16 protein-coding genes are annotated in these 15,272 nt (G+C 42.9%); 2 read left to right on the top strand and 14 right to left on the bottom strand.

Translation table 11 applies throughout. From position 1 onward, the window contains the following. Positions 1-119 precede the first annotated feature (119 nt). Both RTX25_RS04415 and RTX25_RS04420 read right to left on the bottom strand, forming a co-directional pair. Positions 120-1,073 (bottom strand): DUF4825 domain-containing protein, encoded by a 954-nt coding sequence (locus tag RTX25_RS04415; protein ID WP_312650935.1) that lies wholly within the window; start codon positions 1,071-1,073, stop codon positions 120-122. A gap of 164 nt (positions 1,074-1,237) precedes the next feature. Beyond that, a complete protein-coding gene (locus tag RTX25_RS04420) occupies positions 1,238-1,720 on the bottom strand; it encodes an N-acetyltransferase family protein (RefSeq protein ID WP_312650938.1) in 483 nt (160 codons plus the stop codon). A 198-nt stretch (positions 1,721-1,918) separates the two neighbouring features. Between RTX25_RS04420 and RTX25_RS04425 the strand changes: the two genes are divergently transcribed. Then, positions 1,919-2,446, top strand: coding sequence for a GNAT family N-acetyltransferase (locus tag RTX25_RS04425; RefSeq protein ID WP_312650940.1), 528 nt, complete (start codon positions 1,919-1,921; stop codon positions 2,444-2,446). 103 nt (positions 2,447-2,549) lie between these two features. Here RTX25_RS04425 and RTX25_RS04430 read toward each other — a convergent pair whose 3' ends face one another. The 6 genes from RTX25_RS04430 to RTX25_RS04455 all read right to left on the bottom strand — a co-directional run bounded on the left by RTX25_RS04430 (position 2,550) and on the right by RTX25_RS04455 (position 8,849). Next, entirely contained in the window at positions 2,550-4,205 is a 1,656-nt protein-coding gene (locus tag RTX25_RS04430) for an FAD-dependent oxidoreductase (protein WP_312650942.1), read from the bottom strand. Between the two features lie 256 nt (positions 4,206-4,461). Beyond that, entirely contained in the window at positions 4,462-5,811 is a 1,350-nt protein-coding gene (mgtE, locus tag RTX25_RS04435; RefSeq protein ID WP_312650944.1) for a magnesium transporter, read from the bottom strand. Positions 5,812-5,967: 156 nt separating this feature from the next. Next, positions 5,968-6,711: a twin-arginine translocase subunit TatC gene (tatC, locus tag RTX25_RS04440; RefSeq protein ID WP_312650945.1), complete on the bottom strand. Its 744-nt coding sequence runs from the start codon at positions 6,709-6,711 to the stop codon at positions 5,968-5,970. Next, positions 6,695-6,889, bottom strand: coding sequence for a twin-arginine translocase TatA/TatE family subunit (gene tatA, locus RTX25_RS04445; RefSeq protein WP_312650947.1), 195 nt, complete (start codon positions 6,887-6,889; stop codon positions 6,695-6,697). Before tatA ends, tatC begins: the two co-directional genes overlap by 17 nt. 46 nt (positions 6,890-6,935) lie before the next feature. Then, entirely contained in the window at positions 6,936-7,631 is a 696-nt protein-coding gene (locus tag RTX25_RS04450; RefSeq protein ID WP_312650949.1) for a C-GCAxxG-C-C family protein, read from the bottom strand. Positions 7,632-7,955: 324 nt separating this feature from the next. Continuing rightward, the gene (locus RTX25_RS04455) at positions 7,956-8,849 is read right to left on the bottom strand and encodes a LysR family transcriptional regulator (RefSeq protein WP_312650952.1); all 894 of its coding nucleotides are present in this window, start codon (positions 8,847-8,849) and stop codon (positions 7,956-7,958) included. A gap of 114 nt (positions 8,850-8,963) precedes the next feature. On the opposite strand from RTX25_RS04455, the gene RTX25_RS04460 reads away from it, so the two are divergent. Further along, positions 8,964-9,992 carry a YeiH family protein gene (locus tag RTX25_RS04460; RefSeq protein WP_312650955.1) on the top strand — a complete coding sequence of 343 codons (1,029 nt, stop codon included), beginning with the start codon at positions 8,964-8,966 and terminating at the stop codon, positions 9,990-9,992. Positions 9,993-10,100: 108 nt separating this feature from the next. Here RTX25_RS04460 and RTX25_RS04465 read toward each other — a convergent pair whose 3' ends face one another. The 6 genes from RTX25_RS04465 to RTX25_RS04490 form a co-directional block, all read right to left on the bottom strand. Further along, positions 10,101-10,565, bottom strand: a complete 465-nt coding sequence (locus RTX25_RS04465; RefSeq protein ID WP_312650956.1) for a DUF1801 domain-containing protein — start codon at positions 10,563-10,565, stop codon at positions 10,101-10,103. Between the two features lie 86 nt (positions 10,566-10,651). Beyond that, entirely contained in the window at positions 10,652-11,152 is a 501-nt protein-coding gene (locus tag RTX25_RS04470; protein WP_312650958.1) for an LURP-one-related family protein, read from the bottom strand. Positions 11,153-11,223: 71 nt separating this feature from the next. Further along, the gene (locus RTX25_RS04475; RefSeq protein WP_312650960.1) at positions 11,224-12,657 is read right to left on the bottom strand and encodes a hypothetical protein; all 1,434 of its coding nucleotides are present in this window, start codon (positions 12,655-12,657) and stop codon (positions 11,224-11,226) included. A 311-nt stretch (positions 12,658-12,968) separates the two neighbouring features. After that, positions 12,969-13,277, bottom strand: coding sequence for an ATP-binding protein (locus RTX25_RS04480; RefSeq protein WP_312650961.1), 309 nt, complete (start codon positions 13,275-13,277; stop codon positions 12,969-12,971). A 182-nt stretch (positions 13,278-13,459) separates the two neighbouring features. Beyond that, positions 13,460-14,644, bottom strand: a complete 1,185-nt coding sequence (locus RTX25_RS04485) for an anti sigma factor C-terminal domain-containing protein (RefSeq protein ID WP_312650964.1) — start codon at positions 14,642-14,644, stop codon at positions 13,460-13,462. Continuing rightward, positions 14,634-15,128, bottom strand: coding sequence for an RNA polymerase sigma factor (locus tag RTX25_RS04490; RefSeq protein ID WP_312650967.1), 495 nt, complete (start codon positions 15,126-15,128; stop codon positions 14,634-14,636). Before RTX25_RS04490 ends, RTX25_RS04485 begins: the two co-directional genes overlap by 11 nt. Positions 15,129-15,272: the final 144 nt, after the last annotated feature.

Below are 15,272 nucleotides of genomic sequence, written 5' to 3' on the forward strand. Positions count from 1 at the left end.
CTAAGAAGTAAGTTCCCCCTTTCTTCTTAAATAAAGTTATGACCGTCCATGGTGAGATTCACCATGGACGGTCATTTCATTCTGTTTATGAAAGATCATGCTTCTTTCTTTCCTTGCCTCTACTCTTCAGGAAATAGTTCTCTGTTCTCCAGAATATTCTCCAGGGATCCGTACTTCTCTGAAAGCTCGGTTTCGGTAAAGGTTATAGAAGTCTTGTATTCATCCTCTTCCAGCTGGCCCTCTGATGGGGTGTTTCTCACTCTGAAAGTGACCTGCCCTGCATTATCGATGAGAGACAGAAGAACCAGAGCATTTTTCTCCATATTGAGATAGATCTCGTTGGCCGGATCTTTTTCCGGCATGATGATGTTTCCCGAGAGCTCTTCTTTGGGCTCGTAATAAACGATCACACCGTATGGCTCTTTCTCTGTCTTAAGACCCATATACTGCTGTACATAACCGCTTCCCGGTACAGGCATCTCTTTTAGAATCGCTCCGACTTTCCCGTGATCCCCGACATATGGCGTCTTAAGGTTTTTCAGATTTTCGAGGGAAAAGCTCTGCTGGTCCACAAGAATATGGAGACCATAATGCGCCTCTCCTTTGTCGCCGTAATCCATACGAATCATATAGACATAATCTCCTGAAGATTCCTGGATATCCAGTACAACGGTTTCTCCGTTCACGCTGTACTTCGCATCCTCAAGTTTTTCTCTGCTGCCTTTTCTGTAGACTTCAAAAGACGATATGCTATGTGGCAGCTCACCCTCATTCTGAGCTACGCTCATGTAGACTTTCTGACCTTTACTCGCCTCCAAGGTGCTGCTTTCACCATATTCAAACATGGCCGGATGATCGGCATCAGCAATGACACTTTTTCTGCCGCTGTGCCATTCATAGCTTCCAAGAACGGCTTCTCTTCTGATGCTGTTGTTCATCAGAACATTCAGGACGGGAGGTTTTGACTGATTCTTATCACGACTTAGATAACTGTAGAGCCCTGATCCTGCGAGTATAATTGCTAGTACTCCGATAATCATCCTCTGACTGACTTTTCTGCTCCTTTTGCCCATAACTGTCTCCTTTGTATGCATTTTCATTACTTTCAGCATAGAGAATCAAGCTTAAGATATCTATAGCGAATACTTAAGATTCGTTTAAGCTGAAATGATGTTTTCAGAAGATCGCGCTTTACTTTGCCATATCCGGAATTCTCAGGCACTACAGTTTCTTCCTTTTATAGAATTTTATAGTAATGATTGATGCCGTACCAGGTACCGAATTTGAATCCGACCTTCGGCAGATGACCAGAGAAAACATAGCCCATCCTCTCGAATGCACTGCTGCTCTTTTCATTCCCGGATGTGATGACAGCAATGGCGACGACTGCGCCCCTCTCTTTCATCTGTTTCTCCAGTTCTTCCATAAGGATTCTTCCATATCCCTTTCCGTTTTCCTCTTCATGAAGATAAACGGATACTTCAACGGTCTGTTCATAGGCTTTTCTTCCTCTGTACACGGAGCTGTAGGCAAAACCTGCAATTTTTCCGCCAATCTCGAGGACAAGAAAGATGTGTCTTCCTGAGGAAGATAATATTTTATCTTCCATCTCGGTGATCGACGGTGCCTCATAGGCAAATGTGATGGCGGTTTTTTCCACATAGGGCCTGTAAATCTCAACAATTCTCTTAGCATCTTCTTTTTGTGCCTGTCTGATCATATTTTACCTCATCAGTGATTTTTCTCTTATTATATCTCTCCTCAGGCTTATAATAAAACCTCCTTTAAGCTGATATTTTTCTTAAGAACCGGAATGACAAGCACCTCAGTTTTCGAATCCATTCAGTACCAAAAGGGTTTCCCTTATGTTAAAATGTAACTGTCAGCATCAATAACATCCAAGGAAAGGTCGGTTGTCATGAAGGATAAGGAACTCATAGAACAGGGCTATCGTAAGTATCGGGGTACAGATCTGGATATCTATTTCAGACTGGAGCTGTGCACTCATTCAGCGGTCTGTATTAAAGGAAATCGAAGAGTATTCAATGTACGAAAGAAACCCTGGATTTTCCCGGACGGTGAGCATCACAGAGAAAAAGTTATGGAACTGATTGATGCATGCCCGAGCGGCGCACTGAAATATATAGCAAAAGACGAGGAGGGACCAGTTATGCGACTTGAACAGGATGAAAAAAGACTCTATCTCATGAATGAAGAGGATATGGAAGCTGGAGAGATGATTTTTGAAACCGAAGGTGATGAGATCATCGTCATCAAACATACCTATGTCCATGATTGCTTCAGCGGACAGGGTGTCGGTAAGAAACTTTTGAAAGCTATGGTGAAGAAAGCCAGATCTGAACAGAAAAAGATCAGACCGGTCTGTGAATTTGCCAAGGGTGTTATGGAAAAGACAGATGAATATCAGGACGTTCTGGAAAGCTGAGTCAGTCCGGAAAACATTAAGAGCCTGACAGCTTATCAAAAAGGAACTGATCAGGCTCTTAATGTTTTCAGGTTTTTATCATGAGTTTACGTACAACCGGATTTTACTCCGGTTTTTTCTTGAGATGTCTGTATCTCGAGTAGGTCTTATGACCTCCTGAAAGGTTAAAGACTTTTTTGAATCCTCTGTTCAAGAGGATATTCTGCACAGCATTGCCTGTGGTCCCCTTATTGCAGTAAGTCACGATGACCGCATCTTTATCCATATCATCCAGTCTGTCTCTGAACTCCGAATGAGGGAGATTCCTTGCCTCTTCCACATGAGCTGCCTCAAACTGTTTCTTCACTCTGGCATCCACAATGACCACTTTTTCATCAGAACTCATAAGCTCCTCAAGATCGTCACTGGTCACCAGGGGACGGTTGCCGAAAATTGCATTTTCCTGAATCATTCCTGTATACATCACAGGATCCTTTGTAGTGGAAAACGGTGGTGCATAGGCAAGATCAAGATGCACAAGATCCTGCACCCTGGCTCCGAAGGTAATCAGCGCGACGAATACATCGATTCTCTTATCCACACCCTGCTCGCCTACAATCTGCACGCCAAGAAGTCTACCATCACTTTTATCCGCAACGGACTTGATGACCATCTCTTTCCCGCCCATATACTCAGGACGGTCAGGCTTTATATTATGGCTCACCGAGATTTCATATCCCTCTTTTTTCGCTTCATTTTCACTAAGCCCCGTCTGCGCAACAGTCAGATCGAAAACCTTGAAGATTCCGGTTCCAAGGACACCTCTGAATTCAAGTTTCCCGCCTGTAGCGTTATTTCCTGCCATTCTGCCTGTCTTGTTCGCTGTGGAACCCAGCGGTCTGTATACGGGTTTTCCGCTTACTGCATGGAACTGCTCGATACAGTCGCCTGCCGCATAGATGTCTTTTTCGGAGGTTTCCATAAATTCATCCACTCGGATGGCGCCCGTTTCACCGAGCCTTATTCCCGCCGCCAGAGCCAGTTCCACATTCGGACGGACTCCTGCCGCGATGATGACCATATCGGCAGGGAGTCTGGTTCCATCGGATAGAAGAACCTCTTCTTCTGTGACTTCCTTTGCAAGAGATCCGGTAATTACCCTTACACCCTTTTCTTCCAGATGCTTTTCGACCATAACCGCCATATCCGGATCTAAAGTCGGTGAAACCTGAGGAAGAAGCTCGACAATGGTGACTGTCATCCCCATGCCCTTAAGATTTTCAGCCATTTCAAGACCGATAAATCCTGACCCGATGATCACCGCATTCCTGGGTGATCTGTTGATCATATGGTGTTTGATCCTGTACATGTCATTTATGTTTCTCAGACTGAAAACATGACTGAGTTCATTTCCTTTAATCGGTGGAATGACTGAGCTTGCGCCTGTGGCTATAATGAGCTTGTCATAATGATTGGTAAACACCTGTCCACTCACAATGTTTCTGACTTTAAGTTCTTTTCTGTCCTTATCGATTCCGAGCACCTCATGCTCCGTTCTGATGTCCACATTATACTTGTTTCTAAAAAATTCAGGATTTCGAGGAGTGAGCTCCTCTCCTTTTTCAACGACTCCTCCAATGTAGTATGGCATACCGCAACCCGAATAGGAGATGTGTGTATCCCTCTCATAGATGACGATTTCCACATCTTCATCATTCCTTCTGGCTTTAGCGGCAGCTGAAGTTCCGGCTGCGACCGCTCCGATAACGAGTAATCTCATAAAACGACCCCCATTTCTTTTTACTTGTTCCCTTTCATGATACAACATTTATGTTAATTCTCCGTGAATTGAAACCAATACCCTTCATACATTTATCTTCAGTTTAGGAAGATCAGCGGATGACGCCCATACCATAATATTCTTCCATGATACCTCGAGAAATCTCATCCTTATCTGTCGATGGACGCAGAAAACCTTCAGATGCCCACAAAGCGGTCATCTGAAGGTTCATCTTTACTAAAGGATAAAAGGACTGTTATATGTTAAGAATCAGCTGCGCCAGATAGAAGTAGATTAAAAGTGAGGTCGCATCTACAATCGTTGTGATCATCGGAGCAGCCATAATCGCGGGATCGGCTTTAATCAGTTTCGCGAAAAAAGGCAGAACCGCGCCGATGATCTTGGCAACCATAACTGTCGCAAAGATGGCAAGAGACACCACAAGTACAATGAGCGGTTTCTCCGGATAGGACAGAATCAGTCTAAGATACGTAATCACCGCAAGAAACGAACCGGCCATAAGTGACACTTTGAATTCTTTGAATATCACTTTTGGCAGATCAGCTGTACGGATTTCATTAAGCACCATACCTCTTATGACAAGCGTGCTGCTCTGAGATCCTGAATTACCCCCTGTATCCGTAAGCATGGGGATAAAGGTAACAAGTACCGGAATGACCATAAAGGCATCTTCAAACACCGTAAGCACATAACCTGTCAGTATGCCTGACAACATGAGCACAGTCAGCCATCCCATTCTGTTTCTGGCAAGTTCCCAAACTGAGGTTTTGAGATAAGGCTTGTCGGAGGGCTTTGTTCCGGCCATTCGAGCAAAATCTTCTGTATCTTCTTCCAGAATGACATCGATGATGTCATCGACGGTGATGATGCCCAGGAGTCTTTTTTCAGAATCCACTACAGGTATGGTCATAAAGTCGTATTTTCCGAAAAGATCAGCCACTTCCTCAACGTCTTCCTCTGTGGAGACACTGACGATACTTGTATCCATGAGATCCGAGATGCTCACGTCATCTTCGGAAAGAAGAAGCGTACGAAGGGTCACAATGCCCTCAAGCTTTCTGGTCGGATCGATGACATAGCAGCTGTACAGGGTTTCACTGTCTTGTCCTTTGCTTCTGAGATGCGCAATGGCCTCACCCACCGTCATGTCTTTCTTGAGGCTCGTGTATTCGACGGTCATAATGCTTCCGGCAGTTCCTTCTTTATAGTGAAGAAAAAGATTGATCATTTCTCTGTAGGAAGGATCCACTCTCTCCAGCACATCCACGACCATCCCTGCGGGAAGCTCCTCAAGCATATCGACAAGATCATCCACATACATCTCATTTAGAATATGATCGATTTCTTTTTCCGTGATCTGTGAAATGAGCTCCTCCTGCATATCGGTCCCGAATTCGGAAAAGACTTCCACAGACATGTCCTTAGGCAGAAGTCTCATGGCCAGGACATTATATTCCTTTGGCAGAGACTCTATGAATTCTGCAATATCCACTTCATTGAGTTCCTGAATCACGACTTTGAAGGCTGTATACTCCCGATTTTCAAGTTTTGAAAAGAGCAGCTCGAATTCTTCAGTCTTGTTCATGATCATCCCTCCTTTAATTTTATTCCATCTATATTATAGTCTTATCTCAGATCTAATCAACGTCCCGATAAATCTTTAAATAATTTTTCTATTAAAGGATAAACAGATTGAACCTGACAGCTTCAATAAACTGTCAGGTTCAATCTTAACAATATGCTATGCAGGTATTTCCTTAAGACGCTTCCGTTCAACAAGCATGGATAAGATGATACCCAGTTCAAAAAGAAGAATCATAGGCAGTGCCAGAAGCATCTGTGAGATGACATCAGGTGGTGTAAGCACCGCCGCCACAATGAAAATCACAAGAATGATGTATTTACGGTTTGATCGGAGAAACTTCACCTTCATGATGCCTAGTCTTGTGAGGATCACCATGATACTCGGGAGTTCAAAGATGATCCCGAAGGATAATACAGTGTTCACCACAAGAGATAGATAGCTGCTGAAACTGATCATCTCTTCAATTCCTTCCATCTGGAAGCCCATAAAAAATGTGATCATAAGCGGCAGTACGACTATGTAGGAGAATACTGCACCGATAACAAAGAATACCCCTCCAAAAATCAGAGAAAACACGATGGTTCTTCTCTCCTTTTTCTCTAGACCGGGGCTGACATATAGCCAGATCTGAGTAATCAGAAATGGCGAGGACAAGACAAGCCCCATGATCACCGCGATCTTGATGTAGGACAGGAGAAGCTCTGCTGGTGAAATAAAAACAAATCTGACATCAGGAACGATACCGATCATATCCTTTACCAGTATCTCGGAGAAACTGTAGCATAGAAGAATGGCTGCAACAAGTGCCACAGCCATATATATGATTCTGTTTCTGAGTTCAGTAAGATGCTCAACTAAGGTGAGCTTATCTTCGTGGCTCTTCTTAGTTTTTCTTTTCATCTTTCTTCTCATCTTCCGTGCTGTTCATGACGTCTTCAGTCAGCTTGTTAGCATGAGACTTGAATTCACCGATAGCAAGTCCAATGGATTTCCCGATGGACGGCAGCTTGGAGGGTCCAAAAATGACCAGTGCAATTGCAAGGATAAGTACAAGTTCCGACATTCCTAATCTTCCCATATCTGATTCTCCTCTTTTCTCTTAATTTCTGTTTCCCGGATTGTGATTAAAGATTGTAGTAAGCATTAATGAGTTCTACAACTTTTCCTGCAGCATCAGCTGTAAGGCCAGCACATCTTGCTTTACGCTCAGGATCGCCCATGGCATGTCCTGATACTTCAAGGAACTGTCCTACTGAATCAAGGCAGTTTACGCTCTTGGATACCAGCGCCTCATTATCAACGTCCGGCTGGTAGACAGGAAGCTCTGTGCTTGTGTACCACTTGAAAAGCTCAGCCGTCACCTTTGGTGCATCTTCTGGCGGTATGGAAAAACCGATACAGGTTGCCGCACCTGCCAGTGCTCCGCATAATGAACCTGCACCAAAACCTGTTGCTCCATTGGCAAAAACATCTACCGGAATCTGATTCCATGGATATCCTGCTTTGTCTCCCAGCTGACCGATAACAGCATCGATTACACCTCGGCAGCAGCCGCCCTTATTGTAGTATCCTGCATATCCTCTTTCCATGGATGTAGCCACGTCCAGCTTCTGATAAGGATATGGATATGCTGGTGCATCGGTACTTGCAGGCATATATTCATAAGCAAGCACTTCCTTTGATGGAAGCTCAACTTTCTTGTCGCATCCAGTAAGGAAAGACGGAATTACAGCTACAGCCGCTACCCCAACGGCTGCCTTTCCTGCTGTCTTAAGCATGTCTCTTCTTGAATAAACTTTTGTGCTGTTCACTTCACTCATGTCTGATCCCCTTTTACTTAAATATTTTTTAACGATTATTCAAAAGTTTGATAAATATCTAACTTCCTTATCAATATACAATCTGGATGTGTTCAGGTCAACAGTTTCAAGGCTTTATTGAGTATTATTATATTTCTATTTATAAAATACCCCCATAATTATTCTAATCATGAAAATAAGGTTAAATAATTAACATATTGGTTTCGATAAAAACAGTTTACTTGATAATTATTATCATCACAATATTAATTACAGAAATACTATTGAAGAAGAAAAGCGAAGAACTCAATCTTCGCTTTCCTTCTTCAATGATGATTTAAAGGCTTATTCAGTTAAATGATCTTTGAAGAACGTATAATATTTATCATTTTCATCCTGAGAAAAAGGATCTGACACTTCCACAAAGTTGAATTCACGCTCCATGGCAAGGTCTTCGATAGGCACCTCTACAAGTCTTCTCTCCGTAAGTTCTGCCAGTGCAGCATCGCGATACATCATGCTGATGCCCATACCCGTTTCCACCATTCTCTTCATGATGTTCACATTCCCCATAACGATGGTATCAGAAAAACTCTTCAGACTTCTGTTCCTTTCAATCAGACCTCTCTCAAGTATCTCCCTGGAACCTGACCCCTCTTCTCTTATGATGAGCACTTCGCTGAGAAGATCATCCAGTCTGACATTTTTCATTTTCGTCAGTCTATGACCTTCTTTGACCACCAGTACAAATGACGATGTTTTAAGAAGCCTTGCTCTGTATTCGTCCTTATCGATGAGTCCTTCAACCAGAGCAAACTGAATTTCTCCGTCTTTCAGCATCTTCAGCATATTCTTTGTGTTGTCCACAAGCAAGGTCAGATGCTCATGAACAAAACTTGAAAAAAGTTCAGGTAGGATGTCCGCTAGAGTGAATTCTCCAATGGTTAAGGTTGCGCCAAACCTTGTCTCCTTTCTCTTTTCAGTCATATGCTGGAGCCTTTCTCTGATCACTCTTTCCCTTGCTTTAAGCATTTCAGCATGGTCAAGCACAATTTTCCCTTCTTCTGTAAGGGTCAGTGTACGGTTCCTGTATTCCAGAAGTTTACTGCCGTAATGCTCTTCAAGGAGCTTCATATGGTGGCTGATGGCAGGTTGAGTCAGCTCCAGCTCCAGTGCCGCTTTAGTGTAACTTCCGTTTTTCACGACGCTTAGAAATGACTCCAGTTTCTGATCGATCATGCTCCACCTCTTCATTAATATATTTGATGAATCTATCAATTATTATAATTTTATCTTATAGATAAACCATGTTAGAATCAAGAGGTATTATAAAAGTATTGGAGATGACCGAATTTGAACAGACTTAAATCAATATACAAAGGAATTTTACTGTCAGCGGCTCTTGCCGCCGTTTCCTATTTCATCAGCGAGGCTCTGCCTGTCCATCTGATCAGTGCTGGTGTATTTGCCCTGATCATCGGGATGGCCCTTAATCCTTTTGTCACGTCCATGGACGGCGTCATGGAAGGCTTCACCTTTACCTCAAAGAAGCTGCTCAAGTTTTCTATCATCCTCATGGGGCTCGGTCTCAGTTTCGGACAGATCCTGTCCGTGGGTAAGTTTTCTCTCATCGTCATGACCTTTACCCTCATCTCCGCTTTTGGAGGCGGATATCTTCTCGGTAAGGTTCTAGGAATGGACTGGAAGCTCTCAAGCCTCATATCTGCTGGAACAGGCATCTGCGGAGGCTCCGCAATTGCGGCCATAGCCCCTGTAATTGACGCCAAAGACAGCGATATCGCATATGGAATATCCGCAACCTTCATCTTTGATATCGTTATGGTGGTACTTTTTCCCATCATGGGCCGCTATTTCATGATGTCGGACCTGGGGTTTGGCCTATGGGCAGGTACTGCCGTAAACGACACCTCCTCGGTTGTCGCTGCAGGTTATGCATTCTCGGATGCTGCTGGTCAGTTTGCGGTCATCGTCAAGCTTACAAGAACCCTGTCCATCGTTCCAGTGGTTCTCATCTTCTCCTACATCAACGAAAGAATCGAAAGGAAGAAACTCATTTCTTCAGACAGCGGAGAAGCCGTGAAGGCTAAGGTGGATGTGAGAAAAATCTTCCCCTGGTTCATCCTCTTCTTCCTTCTCATGGTTGCACTGAAAAGCACCGGATTTGTGCCCTTAGCCTTAAGCTCATCTCTCTCGAAGCTCAGCAAGTTCATCATGGTCATGTCACTTGGCGCCATCGGACTGAAGACGAATTTCAGCCAGGTGGCCAAGTCAGGATTCACACCCATGTTTCATGGATTCATCATCTCGGCTCTTGTCGTGGTGGTCTCCTTCCTTGTCCAGATGATGCTGGGCCAGATCTAGCAAAGAGACTTTCATTAAAGAAATACAGATCATAAACCGATTGTAGATCTTCATAAAAAAATGGCACTTCATAAGAAGCGCCATTTTTTTCTCGATATTCTACTTGAATTACTTTCCTCTGCTTTCCAAAGCTTCCTTGTATGCCTCAACATACTCGTAAGGGGTTATCTTCTTGCAGAGCTCACTGATGAGATCATAGGGTATATCCTCCATTTTTTTCAGGCGGATGCAGCTTTTCCCCATATCAGGTTTTGCATTTACTCTTTTCTTATACTCATCCCTGAACCATTTTTCAAGCTCAGGCTTTGCATAAAGCCCCATATGGTATAGGGCAATGTAGTTCTTCTGTGAAGCAAGGCTCATAAATGGAAGTGGCTCACCTTTAGAAGCATGATAGCCGGAGGGAAATATACGAAGAGGAACAACATAGCCGATCATCCCAGAGGACATCTCTTCTTCAAAGCCTTCGGGAAGATTCTTCAGTATGACGTCTCTCAGCTTCTTCATGGCCTCTTTCCGCTCTTCGGGCAGCTCATCAAGATATGCGTGTACTGTTTCTGCATCTGAATGCATAATATCACCCCTTAAAAAGATTCGGTTTACGCGCTGATATTTTCAGTTCCATAATATCAGGCAAATATGAATATTTGTCTCTCTCTCTAGTTTGCACTTCCTGCTCCAGCACCGGAAGACTGCTGAGCGGCAAGAACCGCATCAATGGCCAGGACCACCGCAAGAGCATGAACCTCATTCTGATTGTCCATGATGTCCATCACATAGGAATCTCCCCATCTGAACCACTCTTTCTGAATGGAGACCACAGGGTCTCTTCCATCATAGATCTCGTAGTCATGTGCCCAGAAGTCTCCGGATACTTCCCAGTTAAGACCCTGAATGGAGTACTTGGGCTTGAAGAAGGTGAACTCCTTCACGATTTCTGCAATGAGCTCATCCTCGATATACACATAAAATTTCGGCAGCCAGCTGAATACCTTCTGCTGGATAAATGCCACTTCTTTTCCGGCAAGATCATATACATGGAGCTTTTTACCCCATGAGAAGAGTTCTCCTTCAACATAGTACCTATCCTGTTCGTTTTCGTCTTTGATGTAGAACCTGTCTTTCCAGGAAAACACCTTCTGTTTCATATAAAGCTTCATTTTCTTCCTCCATCTCTTTAATGTTATGTTTCTTTCATTCATACTGACTTTTGATATTGCTCTAGCAGTTCTTATCTGTCGTCTTCTTTTCTTTTATTGATGAACTTTAAGATGACTTTCTTCAGAATCAGTGTGAGGACGCCAAGGACAAGAAAACTGAGCAGCAGTGTTCCGATGAAATAGATCGGATACTGATATCTTGAAAGGGTTCCCTTTGCTCTGTCCATTGCTGTGATCTCTTCCTCTTCATAAAGAACGAATCTCAGATCTTCTTCCGGGAGCGTTTCAAACTGACCGGAATACGTTCCGTCTTCCTCTCTTTCCAAAGGCAGAGTGCTGTCGATGATAAAAGGATAATCTTCTGAAGGTGTAATCTTCACCGTCAGATTCTGGAAGTCCTTCCACCTTGCCGCCGGCTGTAGAAAGTAGTCATAGGTATAGGTAGGCTCTTCAGTCTCTCTTCTGTCCATGGTGCCGTAGGTCATATAACGTACTTCTACACTTTTCTCTTCTCCTGCTTCAAAAGGCACATCATAGACGATCATGGCATATCTCGGATCTCCAAGATACATGATGATCATATCTTCCATGATTACAGCCTGCTCGCCAAGTGCCTTGTCCAGTGCTTCAAAGTAGAGATTTTCTTCCTGGAGGGTGTTCATCTTGACTGAAGGAATAAACTCGCTCTCGGTAACGTATTCTTTATAGTAAGCTGCAAGATTCATGGATTCTTCGTGAACTTCATACTGGATATCATCAACTGGTTTTTTTATCCCGTTTTCAATGCTGCTCACAATGGCTATGTTTAGAACCGAAGGATCTCCACCTAGAATATAGAATTCAGCGGTTGTTTCACCTTCTTCAAGATGTGCACCCAGTTCATACTCACCTTCTCCATATGAGCCGTAACTGTTGAAACCGCTGGCAATGACTTTCTGCGAGGATTCATTGATATTGAAACTGATCTGAAGATACCCGGACTGTTCGGCTTTCCTATCTGCCCGGACTCTGTACAGCATACCCACATCGGTATAATTAAATTTTTCCGGCGTATACTGGTCCCGTGTCACAGAAGAGAGGATGTTCTCGATATCCATGACATACATGGGCGGATCCTCATCATTAAGCAATGCTTCCTTCCCGTAGAAGAGCTCATAAGCGATTTTTTCTCCATCAACCAGCACTTCTATATCATCTGATTCTGTATTCCACATCTTCTGGAAGAACGGAAAAACCATACTGGTTACTTCAGCTTCATCTTTGGTATTCTTCATTTCATACTTTGCGGAAACCGATGCTCCAGGTGAAAAGCTTTCTTCATCCTTCAGGCTGAAATCAAAATGAAGATCTTCCTTCAGCACTTCTATGCCTGTATCGGAATCAATGGCCATCATGGATGATGACGGATAATTGACCCAGATGAAGGGTGCGGAATTGGCGGATACCCTAAGAACATCCGGAGCGAGAAACAGAAGAACAAGCAGGAATACCATGACTTTTTTCATCTTCAAACACCTCTTGAATCTATAATATCATAACTATAGAGAAAGAATTGACAAATGACTGACAATATTATTGTAGAGACTCAAGAAATACCTTGGGGATAACGATAAAGAATCCTGCAGTCATTACGATCCGCAGGATTCTTTATCACTATTCCTTAATTGTCTTCCAGGAAAGAAATCAGCTGAATTCTTTGAGCCTGATCGGCATAGTTCTTCTTCCATAAAGAGGACTTTTCACGCCCAGTACCTGATTTCCCATAAAGCTCAGGGAAGATCCGCATAAAATGAGATACAGTCTGGTATCACTCCATTCATGATCGCAGTATTTCTGAATGATGATGAGATTTCCGGTAACCTGCAGCAAGGTAAGGAAACTCATCTATGACAAAAACCATCCGTTCCGACTTCGAAATCTCCGCAAGATAATCAAACAGCACCTCGAAATCCGAGAATCCGCTGAACCGGAATTCAGTAGCTGAATGCTTAAGAATCAATTTCGACAGCATCTCCATGTTCTTCTCACCACTGCTTTCCGTTGCCATATAATAGACAGAATTCTTACCCTTGATAAACTGCCTGATCATCTCAGTTTTTCCAACTCTTCGTCTGCCGTATATCACCGTGATATGAAATACAGCTATTGTACTGACGATCTAGTGAATCAAGTTCTTCTTCTCGTCCAACAAACATCACATTCACCTCATTTAGCAGTTTGTAATTTGGTATAACATAGTATACTAAATTACGATATACCAGATTGCGGATTCACCAATCATAGATTGTCGTATTTCTCAGTGTTATCCTAATACCTTTTATATGCCTGGGCATCATTAAGATCAAAGAGTCTGAGATTTTCCTTCTCCATAAATTCTCTGATATGTTTCATTTCGCTGTATACCAACAGACCATAGACCCTGATCCCCTCATTCTTTGCATGCTCCAGGGCATCCTTATAGAGTATCGTTTTCTTTTCTCTCTGCTCAAGAATCTCCAGGTTATCTCCTCTGTCTATGACATATTCAAGCAGGCTGAAATAATGCTGTTTATATCCTTCAGCAATATTTACAGGATCGGTGACATCAACCTTACTTCTGACCATCCAGTTCATCAATGAAAATGCGGGATATTTCTCCCCGATCTTTTCATCACCTGCGAGTGACCCCATCAGCCTGTTTCCCATCAGACTCATCCCCAATTTTTCGATCAGTTCTTCGTCCTTCTCACCTGTTCTGACTGCAGCCCACTGAAACTGGATATCCTCATATTTATCTTCGAGTCTGGCCAGCTCTTCCAGTGTAAGATCTTCTTCGAAACTTATACTGAAGGATCCGTAAGTAACCGGATTCAGTTCATCCACATCGGCCATTGCATTTTCATTCAGCTCATTCAGTATGTCTTTCTGATTATTGTAGTACCTTAAGTTTTCAAACGGGTCAATTCTGAGCACAAGATCCTTGCGAGAGGATGCAATCTTACCGCGTCGGATTACATGACTCACATCATAAAAATCGCCTCTGAACTGATCGAGATATGAGTATGTGAGATGGTATACACCAAATCCTTTCCGGTCTACAAATGCAGTGCTCGGAGACATTCCCGGCATATTCAGTTCGGTCACAGCTGCAAGATCAAAAGAGACATCATGATCAAGTTCTCCGACACTGACTTTTTGCGGATTATAGAAGAATGCGTCAACTACCGGCGAGAGGATATAGAATATACTGATCCAGACTCCCATGGCAATAAGCACTGATTTCAGGATAACCTTACGCAGTCTGTGATCCACGCTTCTTTTAAGCTTTATGGTCTCCTGACTGTTCCCTTTCTCGTCTCTTGTATTTTCAGGTATATCCAGCTCATCCTCCAGTTTTTCCGAAAAGTATTCTTCCATAGCTTCATACTTTTCGATTTCCTTTTCAATGAACATCTTTTCTTCATCACTTACCTGATTCAGCTGATACCTTTTCATAATATCCTTATAATCCATTGTTGTCCTCCAGTCCTTTTTTGAGTTTTTTTCTTCCTCTAAAGAGAAGTGTCTTAACCGTTCCCTCATTCAGTTTCTTAGACTCTGAAATCTCCAGAACAGAAAAATCGCAGTAGTAGTATAGAATGAGCACCTCTTTGTAAGATTCATTAAGCTTTAGGATCTCCTGAAACAGTTCCCATTTTCTCTCGTTCTCAATCATTCGATATAGAGGAGTAACTTCCTTATCTTCTACTCTTTCAATATCATCATCAAAAAGATACTCCTTATCCTTTCTCTTAAGATCGATGAAGAGATTCCTGCATACTTTAAAGAGCCAGTACTTGATGTACGCATCCTGATCTTCCAGAGACAGGTAGGCTTTGAAAAAGGTGTCACTTGTAAGGTCCTGTGCAAGATGATGATCTTTGCAGAGTGAAAAAGCATACAGGTAGAGTTCTTTATAATACTTGATATACAGTTCTTCCATTACATCCTTGACCACATCAGCACCCCTTTCACTATATAAACGTTTGAAAATAAAATAGGTTTCACATTACATCAGAAATACTCAAAAAAAACTGATGACAGCAAAAAGGGGCTGTTGCAAAATAGCCCCTTTGTCATGCAGATAGTTACCTTGCGGTTT

The organism is Proteiniclasticum sp. (assembly GCF_032054185.1).
In the GTDB taxonomy this organism is placed as follows: Bacteria; Bacillota; Clostridia; order Clostridiales; family Clostridiaceae; genus Proteiniclasticum.